Raw genomic sequence first — 19,512 nt, 5'->3', positions numbered from 1 at the left:
AATTTTAATTACAATTTTAAATACCGTTTTAGGTATATCGAAATGTTTGCCATTCGAAAAAGAAAACTTTCAATTACAATATCAGAAAAACCAACCGATTTAAAATTCGATTCATTTAATAATTTAATATACTCTGCGCCTTGGGTTTCTTTATCTGAAGATAATTGTCCTTCTTGAAGGGTATATGCTGCAGCTAATACATTAACGTATTTAAATTTAGTATTTAGATCAATTGCTTCAACCCAAAATTTAGAATCGGCAATTAGTTTGTAACTTTCGTCGAAGCCACCTATTGTATAAAACAATTCACTTTTAATCAATGTGGACTGCTGTGTAAAGAGCACTATTTTTTTAGACAATAATGCTTTAAAAGCTTTATATCTTGATGAGGATGTTTGTTCACCTATAATTGTATCTTCTTCCGACATAAACATGGTTCTTCCATAAACGCCATCTAAGTCTTCATCATTATCCATTGCCGAAAACAGTTTTTTAAAATCTGGCAACCAATAATCATCATCATTTATAAAAGTAACATATTTATAGTTTTTGGCATATTTACCAATAGCATTATTTAATGCTGAATAAATACCCTTTCTTCCTTCTGGTTCTGGAATAATTTCTAAAAACGGATACTTTTTTGCAAGTCCATCTATTTTTGATTTTGGACAAGTTAAAATATGTTTTACTCGATTTCCTCCATGGGATATAACCGATTTTATAGTTCTGTCTAGGGTCTCACGAGAACCAAGTGTCGCCGTTATAACTAATGTATCAGATATTACTGTTTTTTTATTTTCCATAATAATTTTTAGCGTATTATTATCCTGTTCTGTTTACAGTTAATTACTGTTTGTTATGGTTTTACTACCTTTAATCTTTCATGTACTAAACTTAAACGATATTTATTCAACACTATCTAGATAGTCATTTTCAATATTTTTTAGAATTCATGCTGCAGTTATTATAGATAACATGCATGTATTATATTTTTAATAATTCATTACTTAAAACCTCCCCTATTCTTTTTTTTATTTCAGGAAACCAATGTGTTCCATCGCTACAAAATTGAGGTGCATTTTCAAAATTTAAATCAACCTTATTCATTAAATCAACCCAATCTGCCATGGACCATTTGGCTACAGTTTTGCTGTCTTTTCTTATACTATTAAAAACCCACTCTCTATCTTCTTTTGCTTTTTTAGCATTCCAACCATCCTTCCATACACCATGCCCTTCGCTATTTAATTCACCCGTTAAATGAGTAGGTGAAATTGGAATAGATGCTAATAAAAATTTCGCATTTGGATTAACTAATTTTAACTGCATAATATATGCAGCAAACGTTTGTTTATAACCAAATATTTCCTCTTTAGTTTTACCATTCATAGCATTAAATAAGGCTAGTTTTTTAGAGACAGTTTCAGGACTGTCACCATAAAACGGATAATTATCTATAACAGCTTGTATAGTTTCTAGGGAAAGCACTCCTCCGCCTTCGGCATCATTTGTTGAAAGAGGTAAAATATAATAATCTATATTTTTATTTGAAAGTACAATATCTTTTAAAGTTTTCGAATAAAACCAAAACATATTTGATAGTTTGGAATTTATGCTCTGATATTTAATAGAGTGGCCTGCTTTTGCCATTGAAATCACATTCATACCTGTTTTTCTTGCAATCATACGTTGAAATATACGATCTTGATGTTGGCTATCTCCTACAATTATACATGTTTTCCCTATTTTATCTGAATTCTTTGTTTCAGCTTCAGATTGATAATCATAGAACGGATCTAAGGTATACTTCCCTTCTATAAGCACTGGATTAAAAATTTCAAAAGTATTTACCTTATTCGGACTCTCATGATGTATTGCTATAGAGATTACATAACGCAATACACTAAAATCTAAAGTTAAAAAACTATAATCTTTATAAACTTCCGTTACTTCGGCACATGGCGGTGCTTCTCTTTGCACACCCCATCTAAGCATTTTACTTCCTACTGTTTTTAGTTGGCTATTTGTTAACCTATATGGAACACCATTAACTCCTGTTATATAAATTCCATTACCGTTTAACACCTCTGTATTTACCCAAAAGCCTCCCATTAGGTTGGAACTATCGGAAATATAATCACTAGGAAGTCTTATGTATATCACTCTTGCGTCACTATCATTATACTGGCCTGGAGATAAAGATTCTTTAAGAAAACTATTGTCAGCACTAATAATACGTCCTCTATTTAATTCCTTTGTATTTACAAATTTAGAATCAACGGGTACACCTAATTTATCTCGGCCTAAAGTTTTCCACCCATCGTTAAGTTGTGGCGGGTAGGATTCTAATGTTTCATCATACAAATTTCCAATACTCCAAACAAGGTTATGGGCATTATACCCCCTTTCTAACACCTTAGACTCTAAATTTAAAGAATCCGTGTTTGTAATTGCCTCAGTAGTATAAATTTCCCAGGTTGGTGTCTCTAAAAAAGCAGCACTTCTATCAGTTAAACCTACTAAACTACTTATGTGCAGATAACCATTATACTCAAACAGTGCGGTTGTATTTCCAAAAGTAGCTATGGAGTTTAACAAACAACTACATAACAGACATAACACTGTAAAATATTTTGTATTCAAAAGTACTGTCATTCTAACTTGATTATTTTATTATGGTTTTATTTTTAATAATATACCACTATAATACTCTATATAATTCTCTTTATAAATTTTATAGGATTACCTCCCCATATTTCGTTTGCTGGAATAGACTTTGATACAACACTTCCTGCAGCCACAACAGAATTTTCGCCAATTTTTACACCTTTTAATATAATGCTTCCGGTACCTATGAATACTCCTGAAGCGATAAAAACAGGTTTAGTTTGAATGTTTTGTTCTGGTATTGCTAACCTATCTTCTATTTTAACCGAATGAAAATCTGTATCATAAATTTTACAATCGCCACCTATTAAAACATTATTTTTAATTACAATTTCTTGTGCACAATAAATTGCTGTATTGGATATGCCCACACGATCTCCTATACTTAATTTGGCATTTTTACCAACTACTATACTAGTAAAAGTTTGACCTCCTATTGGATTAAAAAAATAGTTTGAATTAATGGTAACATCATCACCAACTTCCAAAAGGCCTCTTCCTTTTAAAAATAGCCCTCCATTTATCTTTAAATTTTTTCCGGTTTTTACCTTAAATAAACTTAGTTTAATAAAGTTAGTTACTTTGCTTTTTAGAAACCAAAGATTTACTAGTAAATCATAAAGTTTTTTCATTTTGATAGCGCTAACAATCCATCATAAATTTCATGAATCTTTTTGTTATTATTATTTTCACAGAACATATCTAAAGCATAAGTTCTGGCATCTTTTTTCATTTGATTTAAAACGTCTTGGTTAGATTTTAAGTATAGTATTTTATCTACTGCATATTCTACATTTCCAAAATCGTACAAATACCCGGTTTTATTATTTAATAAAAGAGTGTTTTGAGATTCAACATTTGAAACTAAAACAGGAATTGACAAAGATTGAGCTTCAATTATCGACCTAGAAAAATGTGGTTCTTTAAAAGGACTTAATAATAAATCAATCATTTGCATTTTGTCGTTTACATTAGATACCATACCTTTTAAAATAACATTTTCAGGCATTTTATTAGCAATTCCTACTATTTCTTTGGGTAATAGTTCTGGCTCAAAACCATAAATTATAATTTTTACCGATGCTTTTAAACCGTATAAAGCCTGAGCAATTTTTAATATATCTTCTATACCATTTTCAATATTAAATCGTGCAAAATAACCAATAACAAAATCTTCATCATTAAAACCTAATTCTTTTCTCTCGTTATTTCTAATTTGCTCGTTGTAGCTATAGAGATTAGTATCTATAGAGTTTTTTACAACTTGATGTTTTGAGTTTTTAAAAGGTAGTGATTCAAAATCATTTATGGGAATAAAAAAATCACAATATTTATTATTAAATCGCTTTAAAATATTTCCGAAAAAATTATTTAAAAGAGGTTCTCTAACATGACTTACTACCTTTATATCTTTAAAGAAAACTTTACTTATAAATGCATATATAAACAAGCAGGTTGTGTTTAAATGAACGATATCTGGTTTCGTTTTAGAAATTATTTTATATGCCGCAATAGCGTTAGGGATTACATAGAGAATATTTTTTACGAATAACCTAAAACTCATTGAAGACACTGTAGTTCCATGAAAAGCGAACAATCTTTTTTCACTAACAATAACGTCATTGTACCCATTATCAAACAACCTTTTTGCAGGGCCATCAATAAGCATAAAAACCGTAGCATTGTAAGTTTTTCTATCTAACCCATTTAAAAGTATAGATAAACTCTTAGGTGCTCCGCCTAATTCTCCTGCGTGGTGTATGTATAGAATTTCTTTTTTCAATATGTAAGTTGTATAGCTTTTTAGTTTTAATAAAAAGGTTTGATTAAATATTTTTATTCCAAATCAAATTCCACATCTCATTCACTTTCTTATCTATTTTTACTCTACTTTCTTTTAGTTTGTCTCGCACAATTTCATTTTCTGTCTTATCTAACAATGTTTTAACAACTTTGTTTAATTCTCCAATTTCAGGTTTTAAGCCAATTATATAATCTTTACTTAATCCAAAATCATTGAATAACATTTCATACTTATGATTCCAACTGGTTGACAAACATGGAACTCCTTGATTTAAAGCACTAGCTACACCATGAAATCTTGAAGAAATAACCATATACGAAGATCCAATAATACCTTTAACCTCTTTTGCATTAAACCCGTTAAGTATATCTAAAGGTTTATTTGAATTTTTGCTTATTAAGTTACAAATTTCTAGATCTCCTATTCCTTCATGATTAAGTAAAAACGGTTCTCTTCCAGACTCTCGTATAATTGATATGAGGTCTCCCATAACGCTTAAATACTCGTTTTTACTACTATTGGCGTGAGTAATCATTTTTTTATTAGGAATAATACACACCTTATCTTTAAGTTGAATATCTAGTTTTGGTAGTACTCCTTTAACTAACAAGGTAAAATCAGTACATAGTTGTACCTTATCTTTATCCGCACCGGCTTCGAGTATAAAATTATATGATATTTCTTCTCTTGCAAAAATAATATCTGCATACTTGTTTATAATCTCAACAGCTCTTTTTCCTTCATTAGTTTTAAACGGACCAAATGCCTGAGGTAAAAAAATAATTTTAGTTCCTTTAGATTTAAGTTTTTTATAGTAATTTTCTAACTCATCTAACCTTTCTTTTGTATAATTCCATTGGTCGGAAAACTGAAACCCTGCAGCATCTAGCAGGAGGTTAACTCCTTTTACAGGATGCTTAGAGGTGAAAAAGGTATAAGGTAATTTAAGTCTGCGTAAAACACCTACTGGATATTTTGAATTTCTTAACCAAAACCTTTGATGTATAGCTAGGTTCGTTGAAAATTTTTGACTTTTTTCTCCTATATTATTTGTGTTATAATAAACTGTTGCTTCCGGATGGTGTTTTTCTATTTGCTCCAATAAAGCTACAAGCATTAACTCGGCACCTTTATTTAAAGTGTTTGTACCATCAATTTGAATTACCATAGTTATAAGTTCTAATATGTTCTAATGTTCTTTTTTCTGAAAATGCTACTTTCCCTAATGGATCAGGATAACCAACAGCCATACACATTATTGGGCGTTGATGTTTTTCTAGTTTTAATATGTGTTCCATCTTCTTTTCTAGCACTTCTACATCTGGCCAATTTATAGCACAACTACTAAGCCCTAAAGTTTCTAATGCTAACATGAAAGACATATTGGCTAATGAGGCATCAATATAAATTACATGTCTATCTCTTTCATCAAAATAAGCATCTAGATTACCTAAAACAACAATTATAGTCTGAATACCATCTACATACCCTCTAACGCCTCCAGGAAGGTTTACCACTCCTTTTAAAAGTTCTGGGTCGTCTATGACTCTATACTCAAAAGGCTGTCTATTACATGCGCTAGGCGATTGTGCAGCTGCAAGTATAGCTTTATCTATTAATGTTCTAGGAACTTTTTTATCTAAAAACCAACGAACAGATCGCCTAAAACGCATTAACTTAAAAAAATCTTCATACGAAATGTTTGGTTTCTCTTCTTCTAATCTATGATAAGGTATTGATTTCTCTATACCGTTAAATGAAGCCTCATTAGTTTTTACATTAATAACTTTATTATTAAATTTAGTAGCCAATTTACTTATTAGCTCATTATCACCGCTCGTTGAAAAATATTCACTTAGCACATCATAAAACCATTTATATTGCAAGTCTATATCTATTTTTTTTGGATCCCATATATTTAAGAAAGCCTCTATAGTTTCTTCAATATAGTCTAAAGCAAAAACATCTCTTCTAGGACGCATTAGTAACCCTTTTTCTATTCTATGAGTATTACGTATTAAGGTATAAATGTTTGCTTTATCTCTTTCTAGCTCTTTTAAATGATTTATTTTACCTTTTAAAACAGCATGTTGCTCTCTATTAAAAGTAGATGAGAATAAAAAATAATATAATTTACTAAAAAACGGAGTTGCGATAAAATAGCGAGGTAAAATATTATTTTTAAATAATAATACCTTGAAATATAATTTGCCTAATATTTTTTTCATAAAACAATTAAAGTACGTTCTTTAAAATATTTTCAATGTTTTTCTTTTCCATAAAATATACACTTACAAGGTAAGATATAGCATAGACGATTGACAAAATAAAAATATTTTCAATTTTAAAACTAATTAATATATAAACTATACAAACGGATAATAACAATGATGCAATAGCACTTCTAACAGCTTTAAAAACATCAAATATAGTAAGTCCAACCTCTTTATTAAGCACGATTAGCGCAGTAACAACTAAGGTTATTTTATTAAACACAATGGCATATGCGGCTCCTACGAGACCGAAATAACTAACTCCTACATACAATGATGGAATAAGAATTAAAATAGTTAATCCTATAATTATTTTCATTTCAACCTTTGGCTTTCCTAAACCTCTTATTAGTGTTCCAAATGAATTTACTAATAAATGAACCATTACAGCTAAAGATAATATTTTTAGAGGAATTACCGCTTGCTCCCATTTATCTCCGAAAAAACCAACAATGATATCTCTAGAAAACACAATCAAAAAAGTCATTATAGGATAAATAATAATAGCATTAAAATTTACTATTTTTAAAAAATAATCTTTAAGCTGCTCTTTATTATCCTGAGATTTTCCATAGACAGGAAACATTACTTTACCTAAAATAGCACTTATCATCTGCCTTAGTTGCTCTGTTAAAGAAAAAGATAAAGTATATGCACCAAGTAAGGAGGATCCTAAAATTTTTCCAACAATTAAATTATCAATATTATAAGTTAGGGTGCTAAAAATACTAGTTCCGGTAGAATAGGCTCCAAAACCAAATATGCTTTTAAAATAATCTTTATTCCATTCAAATGTAGGTTTCCATTTAATTGCGACATATAAAAATGGAATTGTTAATCCTAAAGCCAAAACATTATTTATTACAAGCGCCCATATACCCATGTCTGAATATGCTGCAATTAGTGCTAACACACCAGCTATTAAAGCAGAAATATTGAATATTTTTGCAATTTTCCTAAAATCCATAGCTCGGGTTAATATTACAACGTGAACTAAACTTAATGGCCTAATTAAAATGCTTAAACTTAAAACAGGAAATAATGTGGTAAGAATGGGTTCATTATAAAAATGCGCTGCAAATGGACCAATAATAAAGCTTGTTATAGCATACAATAGTATGCCCCAAATTAAACCACTCCAAAATGCGGTTGAATACATCGCCTTAACCTCTTCTTCTTCTTTACGCTGTATCAATGCCGCGCTCATACCTAGCTCTGATGCTCCATCGGCTATTACAATAAATACGGTACACATCCCAACTAAGCCAAACTCATTTGGCAAAAGTATTTTAGCAAGAACAAGTTTAATAGAAAATTTAAATAAAAATTCTAAAAAAAACTGGATTCCGGTCCACTTTATTCCTGATATAATTTTTTTAGAATCCAAATTGATTTTTTAAGCCTTTAAATACCATTTATAAACAGCTTTTATGCCTGCTTCTAAATCCACCTTATACTTCCAACCTAAACCATTAAGCTTAGAAACATCGGTTAATTTTCGCATAGTACCATCTGGCTTGTCTACATTAAATACTAAATCGCCGTTAAAACCAATAATTTGTTTAATAGTTTCGGCCAATTCTTTAATAGATATATCTTTTCCTGTACCAATATTAATATGGGTGTTTCTTATTTCTTTATCATCTTTATTATGAGTATCGGTAAAGCTTCTATTTTCCATAATAAAAACACAGGCATCTGCCATATCTTCACTCCATAAAAACTCTCGTTTTGGCTTTCCTGACCCCCATATTTCAACACTGTTTTCAGAAACTCCAAATTGGCTTAAATAAGCCTTAGCTTCTTCTATAGAACTTACTCCTAAATTCTTTAAAACCTCATCATGCCTAGATTCCGACATTAGTTTAGCTAAATGAATTTTACGTATTAATGCTGGTAATACATGAGATTTTTCTAAATCGAAGTTATCATTTGGGCCATACAAATTCGTAGGCATTACCGAAATAAAATTAGTACCATATTGCAAGTTATAGCTCTCGCACATTTTAATACCAGCTATTTTAGCAATAGCATAAGGCTCATTAGTATACTCTAATGTATCGGTTAGTAAGCTATTCTCCAGCATAGGTTGCGGTGCATTTTTAGGGTATATACATGTACTTCCTAAAAACAATAGTTTTTTAACTTTGTTTACGTAGCTTTGATGAATTACGTTGTTTTGTATCATCAAATTTTCGTAAATAAAATCTGCCCTATAAACATTGTTTGCAACAATACCTCCAACTTTTGCTGCAGCTAAAAATACATATTCTGGCTTTTCCGCTTCAAAAAAGTTAGCCACTGCTTGTTGGTTAGACAAATCTAACTCCTTATGGGTTCTTGTTACTATATTTGAATATCCTTTAGATTTCAGGTTTTCTAATATCGCACTCCCAACTAAACCTCTGTGACCTGCAATATAAATTTTAGAATTAGTATCCATTAAATTTATTCAAAATAATTTTTAATTCGATATCCACCGTCTAATAAATACTGTTGTTTCTCCATTAGCATAATATCACTAGACATCATGTCTTTTACTAATGCTTCTAAATCGTACTCTGGTACCCAACCTAATTTTTCTTTTGCTTTTGTGGCATCACCAATTAACAAATCAACTTCTGTTGGTCTAAAATATTTTTCATCTACAGCAATAACCTCTTTCCCTATTTCTACTTGAAATTTAGGGTTGTTACAGGCTTTAACATAGCCTTTTTCATCAGAACCAGTGCCTTTAAATTCTAGTTCAATACCAACCTCGTTAAAGCTCATTTTTACAAAATCTCTAACGGTAGTGGTTTTATTCGTTGCAATAACCCAATCTTCAGCTTCATCTGCTTGAAGAATCATCCACATCATTCTCACATAATCTTTAGCATGTCCCCAATCTCGTTGAGCATCTAAATTTCCTAAATAAATTTTATCTTGTAATCCTAAAGCTATTTTAGAGGTCGCTCTTGTAATTTTTCTAGTAACAAATGTTTCCCCTCTTACTGGGGATTCATGATTAAATAAAATACCATTACATGCGTATATTCCGTATGCTTCTCTATAGTTAACAGTTATCCAATATGCATACATTTTTGCAACTGCATATGGACTTCTTGGATAAAAAGGTGTTTTTTCTGTTTGCGGTACTTCTTGAACTTTACCATACAATTCTGAGGTAGACGCTTGATAAATTCTTGTCTTTTTTTCCATCCCTAAAAAACGAATAGCCTCCAAAAGTCTTAATGTACCGATACCATCAGCATTAGCAGTATATTCAGGCATTTCAAAAGAAACATGAACGTGACTCATAGCGGCCAAATTATATATTTCGTCTGGCTGAACTTCTTTTATTAAGCGTGTTAAGTTCGTGCTATCTGTTAAATCCCCATAATGTAGAAAAAAATTACGATCTTCCACATGAGGGTCTTGATATAAATGATCTATTCGCCCGGTATTAAATAATGATGAACGTCTTTTAACACCATGAACTTCATATCCTTTTTTTAATAGGAATTCACTTAAGTAAGCTCCATCCTGTCCTGTAACCCCTGTAATTAATGCTACTTTTTTTTGCATTTTTTAATAGTATATTTTAAATAAATAATTAATTTGCTAAAACTGAGTTTTTTGGTCTAGTAGCAAAAGTACGATAATTGTTTGCTTTAACAAGTTTTATATCTTCAAGCTTGTTGTTATCTGTAAGTATTTTCTTAGCAAAATCATACCAAGTCATTATTTCTTTATCGGTAAAATGTAAAGTGCCAAAACACCTATTGTTATCTTTTATCAATGTAAAAATAAAACGACTTAAGCTGATGGTATCGGTAGGACAACCTCTTTGAGAATCTGTTATATAAAGTTGTTTTTCTATCTTACTTTTTGCTATAATTGTCTTGTAAAAATTATGTCCATATTTCTTACTATACAACCATGATGTTCTTATAATAAAATAACGTTCTAAAATATCTTGAATATATTTCTCTCCTTGCAGCTTTGATTTCCCATATTCATTGATTGGATTAGGAGTATCATCTACAGTATATCCTCCTTCTTTTTCACCATCGAAAACATAATCTGTTGAGATATGGATTAGAACTGTATTTGATTTTTTACACGCCTTGGCTAAATTTTTAACAGCTTCGGCATTAACTCTAAAAGCTATTTCTGGTGTTTTTTCGGCTTGTTCTACATTAGTGTATGCGGCACAATTTATGCAATAATCAAACGTTTCTTTTTCAAAAAAAGATTGTATTGATTTAAGGTTTGTAATATCTAATTTAGATTTACTAACAAATGTAAAATCTATTCCTTCATTATTGTTTTGATATAACTCTTCTATAGTTTTACCTAATTGGCCATTCGCTCCTGTGACTAATATTTTCATATTTATTTGAACAAATCATTAAAGGTTGGTAAAATTAAATCTTTGTCAGAAACAATAAATTCATTCTCAGGAAGTTTCCAATCAATATTTAAAACCCTGTCGTTATAAATAATCCCAGATTCGGATTCTTTATTATAAAAATTATCACATTTATATGAAAAAAGCACGGTATTACTTAAAACAATAAATCCGTGAGCAAAACCTCTTGGAATAAATAACTGTTTTTTATTCTCTTCAGATAATTCAGTAGAAAAATGTTTTCCAAAAGAGTTAGAATCCTCTCTTAAATCAACCACAACATCTAAAATACGACCTGTAATCACTCTTACAAGTTTAGATTGAGCATATTCTCCTTTTTGAAAATGAAGACCTCTTAAAACACCTCTTTTAGAAAACGATTCGTTGTCTTGAACAAAATCAATCTTTTGCCCTGTAAGTTCATAGAATACTTTTTTATTATAGCTTTCTATAAAACTACCTCTTTTATCTAAAAACACTTTAGGTTCTAATATAAAACAATCTTTTAACTTAGTTTCTTTTACAGTCATTATTCCTTTTTCAATAAACCTAATAGGTTTTTCCCATAACCACTTTTCATTAAAGGTTCGGCTAAAGTTTTTAATTCTTCGTCATTGATAAACCCCATTTCAAAAGCAGCCCCCTCAATAGCTCCTATTTTTAAACCTTGCCGTTCTTCTATAACCTCAACAAACTGAGCTGCCTGCATAAGTGATTGAAAAGTACCTGTATCTAACCAAGCCGTACCTCTATCTAATATACTTACGTGAAGATTTCCTTGGTTTAAATAAACCTTATTAATATCTGTAATCTCTAATTCTCCTCTTTTACTAGGGCTTAATTTTTTAGCAATTTCAACCACCGAGTTATCATAAAAATAAATACCTGGAACAGCAAAATTAGATTTTGGAGATTGTGGTTTTTCTTCAATAGAGATAGCTTGACCATCTTTATCAAATTCTACAACACCATATCGCTCAGGGTCTTGAACTCTGTAAGCATAAATAATACCACCATTGGGTTCATTATTTGCCTGTAACAATTTTGCCAAACCTGTTCCGTAAAATATATTGTCGCCTAGAATTAAAGCGACTTTATCTTTACCGATAAAATCGGAACCAATAATAAAGGCTTCCGCTAACCCGTTAGGGTTCTCTTGTTCTGCATATTCAAAATGACAACCATATTTAGCTCCGTCTCCTAATAAATCTTGAAATAATGGTAAATCCTTAGGTGTAGAAATAATTAATATCTCCTTAATACCAGCATAAATAAGTGTAGATAAAGGATAATATATCATTGGCTTATCATAAACAGGCATCAACTGCTTGCTTATTGATAATGTTAATGGATGAAGCCTTGTCCCCGATCCTCCTGCCAATATAATTCCTTTCATTTTATAATATTTTAATTATACTGTTCTTCGTAGTATAATTTATAAGTTCCACTGGTTACATTCTCTAACCATTTTTGGTTATTTAAATACCAGTCTATGGTTTTGCTTAAACCTTCTTCAAATGTTACAGAAGGCGTCCAACCTAATTCATTTTTTATTTTTGAAGCATCAATAGCATATCTTAAATCATGACCAGGACGATCTTTGACATAAATTATTAAGTTTTCAGAACTCCCTTCTTTTCTATTTAATTTTTTATCTAATTGCTTACATAGTAATTTTATCAAATCGATGTTCTTCCACTCATTAGAGCCTCCAATATTATAAGTTTCTTTATTTATTCCTTTATGAAAAACTAAATCAATAGCTGCAGCATGATCTTGTACATAAAGCCAATCTCTAGTGTAGTTTCCGTCCCCATAAACTGGTAATGACTTATTGTTAATGACATTATTTATAAATAAAGGAATTAACTTCTCCGGAAACTGATTTTCTCCATAATTATTAGAGCAATTTGTAATAATATATGGCATACCATAAGTTTCTCCATACGCTCTAACAAAATGATCTGAACTGGCTTTAGAGGCTGAATAAGGAGAATTTGGATCATATGCGGTTTTTTCATTAAACAAGCCTGTTTCACCTAAACTTCCATAAACCTCATCTGTACTTACATGATAAAAAAGCTTATCATCAAAATTATTCTCCCAAGTATCTTTAAAAGCATTTAACAAATTCAAAGTCCCTATGACATTTGTTTTAACAAAAGCTAAAGGGTCTTCTATAGACCTATCTACATGAGACTCCGCAGCTAAATGAATTACTTTATCAAATAAATATTTTTTAAAGAGCTCATTCACAAAAATCTCTTCCGTAATGTCTCCTTTTATAAAATTATAATTATTCTTTAATTCAATTTCTTTTAAGTTTTCTAAGTTACCAGCGTATGTAAGTGCATCCAAATTAACAATTTTATAATGAGGATATTTTTGCACATATAGTTTAACAACATGAGAACCTATAAAACCCGCTCCACCCGTTATTAAAATAGACTTAGGCTTCATAACTTTTACAAAATTTATTTTAATACTATTAAGTCTCTATTTGAATTACACCTAACCTATTATATTTAGTTTTTACCTTTATTCTCTAAATATTGTCCTAGACCAACAATCATAAAAACAGAAAAAGTTAATACAAACAAAATTATAGGAATTAGAAACTTCTTTTTATCAGACCATTTACTAATATCATAACCATTAGTAGGAAAATTAGCTATCACATTAATAACATTTTTTTGCTCAACCTTATCCTTATTAATCATTCTTCTTTGAGCCTCTAGATCAAGACGTTTTTCTATAATCACAGACTCATCCATAATTAAACTTCCAGATTCCGCATTACCCATATATAAATTTGTCCCAGAACCAGTTAAATCCTCTTTTTCAGATTCGTTTATTCTTATGCTTAAATATTCTTTTACTAACGAATCTGTTTTTTGTATCTGCACTAAAAGAGCATCATCTTTTTTATTTAAGTTTTCAAGATTAACCTCAACAATTTCTTCTAAATAAGTATTACGAGATATTTCTTTAACAAAAGCTTCCTCTATACTCTTATAAATCTTTTTATTTGTTGTTGCTACACCAATTTTATGGATTCTAAAATCATAAGATGATAAAGATTGTTTAAACCGTTCATAATCCATCTCCAATCTTGAAATAGAATCTAATTTTTTATAAAAACCTGAATATTTCTCTACGATAAAATTTTCATCTGCATCAGGTTGAATATAAAACCCTTTTAATGTTTTCGCTTCCTCTTCTGTGATATTTAATCGCTTAGAAAGCTCTACAAAATCTTTATCTTTCTTGGCTAATTGATGAAATTCTTGAATATTTTCGTAAACCTGCCTAGCGGAATTAAAATTAGTCTCGATAAACATATTTGCCCCGTAAGTTTTATCAGATGTTGAATCCATAAAGAAACCTACTGCAAAACCAATTATAACAACCGAAGCATACCAAATTTTCCTTTTAAAAAAATGAGATAGGACACCTATAAATAATCCAAATATCTTTGTAAAAACCCCTCCAATAACCTTAAAAAGTCTATCAAAAGCATTTCCTATAAGTTTAAATAACTGCCCTAAATCTACCTCTTCAGATTGTTGCGGTTGTGGTAACTCTTTACTCATAATTTTAATTTAATATTTGTTCTAGTATGGTTCTTGTAATTAAATATGTTGGTCTTACTCCAGAGGCACCTAAACCTCCAGAGGCTAATGTTGCTCCTGTTTCTAACGGGTTATCACTAGCGTAATATGCATAACGCACTTTTACATCTGGACTTATACTTCCACGTACTTTAGATGCAGCTTGTATTGCTTTTTGGTAATGTGCACCTTCCATTTCTAATCCAATCACATTCCATGTGGAATTATAAAAGAATTTCAAAATGTCTTTATTTTGAAGCGATGTTCCTAAAACGGTTATCATAGAACCATCATAAACATTTACACCTTTTCCTTCTAAATCTTCACGTTTTAATTCGTTATCAAAAGGATAGTTATCTGCCGTACCTTCAAAAATATGTGCCGATGGTATCATAATATCACCTTTACCTCCTTCTAAAATACCTGCTTTACCCATTATGGATAGAGATTCTACATTCATATGTACTTTCTCCTTCCCTTTAGGTTTATAGGGCTTCAAAAGTTCGTCTATCGTTTCATAAGCTTGCTCTCCAAAAGCATAGTCCATTACTATAATAACCGGCTTCTTTTCTTTTAAAACGGTTTCAGAAGCTTTAATATCTAATTTAGAATTATCAATTTTACTAGTGTCAAATATTTGCACATCAATGTTTGCTCCAGATGTATCTTTAATATAGAACATCCCTTTTTGCAACGCTTCCTTAGAAATTTTATTGCGTAAACTCTCATTTTCTTTATGACTTAAAGACTCGTAAACTTCAAATATATCTTTTTTAGCAACAATAGTTTTTAAAGCATTTGGAGTAAAAAGCGTATTCATAACACTGTGCATATTTGCACTTATAATATGAATTGGTCGTTCTAATAAATTATTTTTGTGTAATGTTTCCTTAATGGTATTCGACCATATTTCACCATGGATATGATGACCAATACGCTCTCTTAAAACCGGGCTAAAAGTAATAGTTCGTTTATTATTACCAACCAGTTCTTCTATCGCCAATTTACCTAACCAATACACAATATGCAACAAACGCTCTGGCTGCGAAGTCGTAGAAAATGCGCTATATACATCCGTAATTTCTTTAAACGTTCTGCCTAAAATATTTGCAGTATGTGTAATAGCAACTTCACGTTCTTCTTGTGTAAATTTCTTTTTAGATAAAACAGCATTTTCTAGTTTTATCCAATCGCGCGTTGTATCACCTTCATCATTAATTAATACACGTGTGCTAATTTTATGAGACTCTACAAACAGAAAAGTAAGGTGAGTTAAAATATCGTAAATTTCAGAGCGACCGCGTGTAATTTCAATATTCATCTGCTCGTCATCAATACGGTAGCAATTACGACGTCTTTTTGGTGGAATTATAGGTTCAAAATGCGAATCTCCATAACCTTCATCACTGGTTAAATTTATAAACATGCACTCTTCAATACCAATGGGTAATCTATCAATTACGTAAAGCAAACCTTCAAGCTCAGCTTTTTCGTCGCCAATAGAACCGTAAATTTCTGGTCTCAATAAAAGTAAAGAGCTCCTTAGTGTTTCACCAGAAATCCCCATGGGTTTATAGAAACCGCGATTAAATAAGTGGCGCATAGTAATATACAAGCGCTCAATAGCATTCGAACTCTCCTGAGCTCTCGTTCTTTCGTGATGTTTTTTATTACTCATAATTTAATTTGGTGGGTCAAAGGTAATACTATTTTAATTAATTTTCTTACCGTAATAAATCAACTATTTTACGGTCGTTTGAAAGCCTTGGAATTTTGTTCTGTCCGCCCAATTTACCAATAGATTTCATATAATTTTGAAATCCATCTTTCTCAACTTTTGTAATTTTTAAAGGCTGCAATACCTTACCTTTTATTAGGTCGAAATAATAACTATTTTGGGTTTGTAAAGACTGGTCTATTTTTTTCGCTAAAGCGGAAAGATCTTCAGGGTTATTTTCAAATTCTACAAACCATTCATGATAAGGCAATCCTTCCGAAGGATTAATTTGTGGTGCCACAGTAAATTCTGAAACGCGAATATCTGTATTTGCCGTTGCTTCTTGCATGGCCTGCTCTACTTCTTTACCAATTACGTGCTCTCCAAAGGCCGAGATAAAATGTTTTATACGCCCCGAAACAATAACACGATATGGTGTTACCGAAGTAAACTCAACAGTATCACCAATATTATAAGCCCAAAGCCCAGCGTTAGACGAAATAATCATTACATAATTTACACCAATCTCAACAGCACCAATAGTAATTCGTTTCGGGTTATCATCAAAAAACTCATCGGCTTTTATAAACTCGTAAAATATGCCAGAATTTAATTGAAGTAACATGCCTTTTTCATTCTGTTTATCTTGGAAAGCAAAAAAACCTTCACTTGCAGGATAGAGTTCAATACTATCTACTTTTCTTCCGATAAGGTTTTCAAATTTAGCACGATAAGGCTCGTAATTCACACCTCCGAAAATAAACAAGTTGAAATTTTTAAAAATATCGCCAACTTTTTTACCCGTTTTTTCCTGAAGCTTCTCAAAATACATCTGTACCCAAGATGGAATTCCAGAAATAATAGTCATATCCTCCGGTAATGTTTCTTCTACTATGGCATCTACCTTGGTTTCCCAATCGTCAATACAATTAGTTTCTAGAGATGGTAATCTGTTTTTCTGAAGATATTTAGGCACATAATGCGCCACAATACCTGAAAGACGTCCTAATTGCACTCCGTTTTGCTCTTTTAAAATAGGACTTCCTTGTAAAAAAATCATTTTTCCGTCTACAAACTTAGCATTACCAGTTTCGTGTATATACATTAAAATCGCATTTCGAGCCGCTTCTACATGGCTTGGCATACTTTCTTTGGTAATAGGAATATATTTTGCGCCAGAGGTTGTTCCCGAAGTTTTTGCAAAATATAATGGTTTCCCGGACCAAAGAATATCTTTTTCGCCAGCAACTACTCGTTCTACATAAGGTTTTAAGGCTTCATAATCTCGAACAGGTACTCGTTTTACAAAATCGGTATGCGAGTTTATACTAACAAAATCATGATCCTCACCAAATTGAGTTGCCGTAGCTTTTGTAATTAACTCACGAAACACCTTTTCTTGAGTTTCCACAGGGTTATTGCTCCATTTTTGAATGGATTTAAAAACACGTTTTGCAAAGGGTTTTGCTAATGCAGCTTTTAATGAAAACATATTTATTTTGAATGCGTTTTAAACCAATTAATAATTAAACTATCACGTTCGTCAGTTAAATTTGATAAAATACAGCTAAATTTTTCGAACTATTTAAGTAACGTAATTTAGCAAAATTATTTTGGTTACTCTTATAAAATTTAACCTTAATATATAAAGCTTCTACCATTATTTTCATTCTACAAACAACTAGGTTTTTATAAGTGAAATAGGGTGTTTTTATTTAATTTCAACTAAAGAAAATAACATAAAAGTCAAAAGATTCAAAACCTAATTTAAACTGAACATATTATTTAAAATCTATAAAATTTGTTGGATTAATAGGATAACCATCATTCCAAAGCTCAAAATGTAAATGTGGCCCAGTAGATAACTCACCTGTATTTCCCGCAGTAGCAATAACCTCGCCTGCTTTTACCAAATCACCTTGTGCTTTTGTTAAACTTGCATTGTGCTTGTATACAGATATTAAACCATAACTATGCTCTATTATCGCCACGTAACCTGTACTAGCGGTCCATTCGGCAAAAATTACAATACCATCAGCTGTAGCCTTAATTGGTGTGTCTTTTGCGACTACAACATCTACAGCATAATGCTTTTCTTTTACATTGTAAGATGCACTAATAGTTCCACTTGCTGGAGGAAATAATATAAAGTTGGTCGCCGATGTTGCCGACTCAAACAAATTATATTTATCTTCTTTATCTACCTTTTCACGAAGCAAAGAATCGGCTGAAGACGGATTTAAATCTACCTCACTAGCCTCTAATTGAACTGCTTGAATAATGGAATCTTTATCAAAATTTTCCGGGCTTAAATCTCCCTTTAAAACCTTTTTTATTGATGCATAATACAATTCATTTACCGAAATCGCTTTCTGTAAAGAATCCGTTTTATAATTCAATTCGGTAGCTTTTCTTTTCAATGCTGTTGAAGAATAACCAGGAATATACTCCCTAAGTGGTGTAAATGCAATTAAAGCATAGGTTGCTGCCACTAAAAATATAGCAGACACCGATATTAAAACAAACACATTTAAACGCGTTAAGTTAAGCGATAAACGCTCCTCAAACGTATTTTCGTTAAGTATAACAAGCTTATACCTATCAAGCAGTTTGCGTTTTATTTTCTTTGGCTTTTTCTTTTTTTCTTTCATGTTAAAACAAAAATAAATAGAATTTATTAAGTAATTACAAATTCAACTATTTAAATACGTGTTTGGCAATATGCTAAAGTTATGTTTAAAACGATGTTATTTAAGTTTAATTATTAACTTTGCAAAACAAAATTGAAAGTTATGATGTTATCGAACATATTTTTAGGAATGATTGGGGCTCCACAAATTATTTTAATTGTAGTGGTTGTTTTACTTTTATTTGGAGGTAAAAAAATACCTGAATTAATGCGCGGACTTGGTAGTGGAATTAAAGAATTTAAAGACGCTAGTAAAGAAGAAGATACAGCAAGCAACAAAAAAGAATAAAACTAATTTTAGTTTAAAAAAAAGACCAACATTTCATGTAAATGTTGGTCTTTTTTTATGCTGTTTTCT

General features: G+C 30.9%; 18 protein-coding genes. 1 reads left to right on the top strand and 17 read right to left on the bottom strand.

Annotated features, from left to right (window positions below; genetic code table 11):
- Positions 1-8 precede the first annotated feature (8 nt).
- From DFQ06_RS10975 to DFQ06_RS10895, 17 genes are all read right to left on the bottom strand, one after another.
- Positions 9-803 carry a glycosyltransferase gene (locus tag DFQ06_RS10975; protein WP_133967706.1) on the bottom strand — a complete coding sequence of 265 codons (795 nt, stop codon included), beginning with the start codon at positions 801-803 and terminating at the stop codon, positions 9-11.
- Between the two features lie 181 nt (positions 804-984).
- Entirely contained in the window at positions 985-2,655 is a 1,671-nt protein-coding gene (locus DFQ06_RS10970) for a hypothetical protein (RefSeq protein WP_133967705.1), read from the bottom strand.
- A 56-nt stretch (positions 2,656-2,711) separates the two neighbouring features.
- Positions 2,712-3,299, bottom strand: coding sequence for an acyltransferase (locus tag DFQ06_RS10965; protein WP_133967702.1), 588 nt, complete (start codon positions 3,297-3,299; stop codon positions 2,712-2,714).
- Positions 3,296-4,450 (bottom strand): glycosyltransferase family 4 protein, encoded by a 1,155-nt coding sequence (locus DFQ06_RS10960; protein ID WP_133967700.1) that lies wholly within the window; start codon positions 4,448-4,450, stop codon positions 3,296-3,298. The genes DFQ06_RS10965 and DFQ06_RS10960 overlap by 4 nt, the downstream gene beginning before the upstream one ends.
- Before the next feature lie 43 nt (positions 4,451-4,493).
- Positions 4,494-5,639, bottom strand: a complete 1,146-nt coding sequence (locus DFQ06_RS10955) for a polysaccharide pyruvyl transferase family protein (RefSeq protein WP_133967698.1) — start codon at positions 5,637-5,639, stop codon at positions 4,494-4,496.
- Positions 5,623-6,699: a nitroreductase family protein gene (locus tag DFQ06_RS10950; RefSeq protein WP_133967696.1), complete on the bottom strand. Its 1,077-nt coding sequence runs from the start codon at positions 6,697-6,699 to the stop codon at positions 5,623-5,625. The genes DFQ06_RS10955 and DFQ06_RS10950 overlap by 17 nt, the downstream gene beginning before the upstream one ends.
- Before the next feature lie 7 nt (positions 6,700-6,706).
- The gene (locus tag DFQ06_RS10945; RefSeq protein WP_162857648.1) at positions 6,707-8,131 is read right to left on the bottom strand and encodes a lipopolysaccharide biosynthesis protein; all 1,425 of its coding nucleotides are present in this window, start codon (positions 8,129-8,131) and stop codon (positions 6,707-6,709) included.
- Between the two features lie 9 nt (positions 8,132-8,140).
- Positions 8,141-9,187, bottom strand: a complete 1,047-nt coding sequence (locus DFQ06_RS10940; RefSeq protein WP_133967692.1) for a GDP-L-fucose synthase family protein — start codon at positions 9,185-9,187, stop codon at positions 8,141-8,143.
- A 5-nt stretch (positions 9,188-9,192) separates the two neighbouring features.
- The gene (gene gmd, locus DFQ06_RS10935; protein WP_133967689.1) at positions 9,193-10,311 is read right to left on the bottom strand and encodes a GDP-mannose 4,6-dehydratase; all 1,119 of its coding nucleotides are present in this window, start codon (positions 10,309-10,311) and stop codon (positions 9,193-9,195) included.
- Positions 10,312-10,339: 28 nt separating this feature from the next.
- On the bottom strand, positions 10,340-11,119 hold the full coding sequence (gene rfbD / locus DFQ06_RS10930) for a dTDP-4-dehydrorhamnose reductase (RefSeq protein WP_133967688.1): 780 nt from the start codon (positions 11,117-11,119) through the stop codon (positions 10,340-10,342).
- 2 nt (positions 11,120-11,121) lie between these two features.
- Positions 11,122-11,667 carry a dTDP-4-dehydrorhamnose 3,5-epimerase gene (gene rfbC / locus DFQ06_RS10925; RefSeq protein ID WP_042504138.1) on the bottom strand — a complete coding sequence of 182 codons (546 nt, stop codon included), beginning with the start codon at positions 11,665-11,667 and terminating at the stop codon, positions 11,122-11,124.
- On the bottom strand, positions 11,667-12,533 hold the full coding sequence (gene rfbA, locus DFQ06_RS10920) for a glucose-1-phosphate thymidylyltransferase RfbA (RefSeq protein WP_133967686.1): 867 nt from the start codon (positions 12,531-12,533) through the stop codon (positions 11,667-11,669). Before rfbA ends, rfbC begins: the two co-directional genes overlap by 1 nt.
- An 11-nt stretch (positions 12,534-12,544) precedes the next feature.
- On the bottom strand, positions 12,545-13,597 hold the full coding sequence (rfbB, locus tag DFQ06_RS10915) for a dTDP-glucose 4,6-dehydratase (protein ID WP_133967684.1): 1,053 nt from the start codon (positions 13,595-13,597) through the stop codon (positions 12,545-12,547).
- A 65-nt stretch (positions 13,598-13,662) separates the two neighbouring features.
- Entirely contained in the window at positions 13,663-14,730 is a 1,068-nt protein-coding gene (locus DFQ06_RS10910; RefSeq protein ID WP_133967682.1) for a hypothetical protein, read from the bottom strand.
- 4 nt (positions 14,731-14,734) lie between these two features.
- On the bottom strand, positions 14,735-16,426 hold the full coding sequence (locus DFQ06_RS10905) for a DUF6909 family protein (protein WP_133967680.1): 1,692 nt from the start codon (positions 16,424-16,426) through the stop codon (positions 14,735-14,737).
- Positions 16,427-16,472: 46 nt separating this feature from the next.
- The gene (locus tag DFQ06_RS10900; RefSeq protein WP_133967678.1) at positions 16,473-17,957 is read right to left on the bottom strand and encodes a GH3 auxin-responsive promoter family protein; all 1,485 of its coding nucleotides are present in this window, start codon (positions 17,955-17,957) and stop codon (positions 16,473-16,475) included.
- 289 nt (positions 17,958-18,246) lie between these two features.
- The gene (locus DFQ06_RS10895; RefSeq protein WP_074936542.1) at positions 18,247-19,116 is read right to left on the bottom strand and encodes a M23 family metallopeptidase; all 870 of its coding nucleotides are present in this window, start codon (positions 19,114-19,116) and stop codon (positions 18,247-18,249) included.
- 141 nt (positions 19,117-19,257) lie between these two features.
- On the opposite strand from DFQ06_RS10895, the gene tatA reads away from it, so the two are divergent.
- Positions 19,258-19,443 carry a twin-arginine translocase TatA/TatE family subunit gene (gene tatA, locus DFQ06_RS10890; protein ID WP_042504148.1) on the top strand — a complete coding sequence of 62 codons (186 nt, stop codon included), beginning with the start codon at positions 19,258-19,260 and terminating at the stop codon, positions 19,441-19,443.
- The last annotated feature ends 69 nt before the right edge of the window (positions 19,444-19,512 follow it).

It is taken from the genome of Algibacter lectus (assembly GCF_004368925.1).
GTDB classification, from domain to species: domain Bacteria; phylum Bacteroidota; class Bacteroidia; order Flavobacteriales; family Flavobacteriaceae; genus Algibacter; species Algibacter lectus.
Note: the sequence above shows the minus strand (reverse complement) of the source record. Positions and strands in the feature narration are given on the sequence as shown.

What these genes read in the sequence shown, in the direction of transcription:
- DFQ06_RS10970 (WP_133967705.1), bottom strand. Translation starts at nt 2,655, where the DNA reads ATGACAGTACTTTTGAATACAAAATATTTTACAGTGTTATGTCTGTTA.
- rfbB (WP_133967684.1), bottom strand. Translation starts at nt 13,597, where the DNA reads ATGAAGCCTAAGTCTATTTTAATAACGGGTGGAGCGGGTTTTATAGGT.
- DFQ06_RS10950 (WP_133967696.1), bottom strand. Translation starts at nt 6,699, where the DNA reads ATGAAAAAAATATTAGGCAAATTATATTTCAAGGTATTATTATTTAAA.
- rfbA (WP_133967686.1), bottom strand. Translation starts at nt 12,533, where the DNA reads ATGAAAGGAATTATATTGGCAGGAGGATCGGGGACAAGGCTTCATCCA.
- DFQ06_RS10940 (WP_133967692.1), bottom strand. Translation starts at nt 9,187, where the DNA reads ATGGATACTAATTCTAAAATTTATATTGCAGGTCACAGAGGTTTAGTT.
- DFQ06_RS10955 (WP_133967698.1), bottom strand. Translation starts at nt 5,639, where the DNA reads ATGGTAATTCAAATTGATGGTACAAACACTTTAAATAAAGGTGCCGAG.
- rfbD (WP_133967688.1), bottom strand. Translation starts at nt 11,119, where the DNA reads ATGAAAATATTAGTCACAGGAGCGAATGGCCAATTAGGTAAAACTATA.
- DFQ06_RS10905 (WP_133967680.1), bottom strand. Translation starts at nt 16,426, where the DNA reads ATGAGTAATAAAAAACATCACGAAAGAACGAGAGCTCAGGAGAGTTCG.
- DFQ06_RS10900 (WP_133967678.1), bottom strand. Translation starts at nt 17,957, where the DNA reads ATGTTTTCATTAAAAGCTGCATTAGCAAAACCCTTTGCAAAACGTGTT.
- tatA (WP_042504148.1), top strand. Translation starts at nt 19,258, where the DNA reads ATGATGTTATCGAACATATTTTTAGGAATGATTGGGGCTCCACAAATT.
- gmd (WP_133967689.1), bottom strand. Translation starts at nt 10,311, where the DNA reads ATGCAAAAAAAAGTAGCATTAATTACAGGGGTTACAGGACAGGATGGA.
- rfbC (WP_042504138.1), bottom strand. Translation starts at nt 11,667, where the DNA reads ATGACTGTAAAAGAAACTAAGTTAAAAGATTGTTTTATATTAGAACCT.
- DFQ06_RS10975 (WP_133967706.1), bottom strand. Translation starts at nt 803, where the DNA reads ATGGAAAATAAAAAAACAGTAATATCTGATACATTAGTTATAACGGCG.
- DFQ06_RS10965 (WP_133967702.1), bottom strand. Translation starts at nt 3,299, where the DNA reads ATGAAAAAACTTTATGATTTACTAGTAAATCTTTGGTTTCTAAAAAGC.
- DFQ06_RS10895 (WP_074936542.1), bottom strand. Translation starts at nt 19,116, where the DNA reads ATGAAAGAAAAAAAGAAAAAGCCAAAGAAAATAAAACGCAAACTGCTT.
- DFQ06_RS10910 (WP_133967682.1), bottom strand. Translation starts at nt 14,730, where the DNA reads ATGAGTAAAGAGTTACCACAACCGCAACAATCTGAAGAGGTAGATTTA.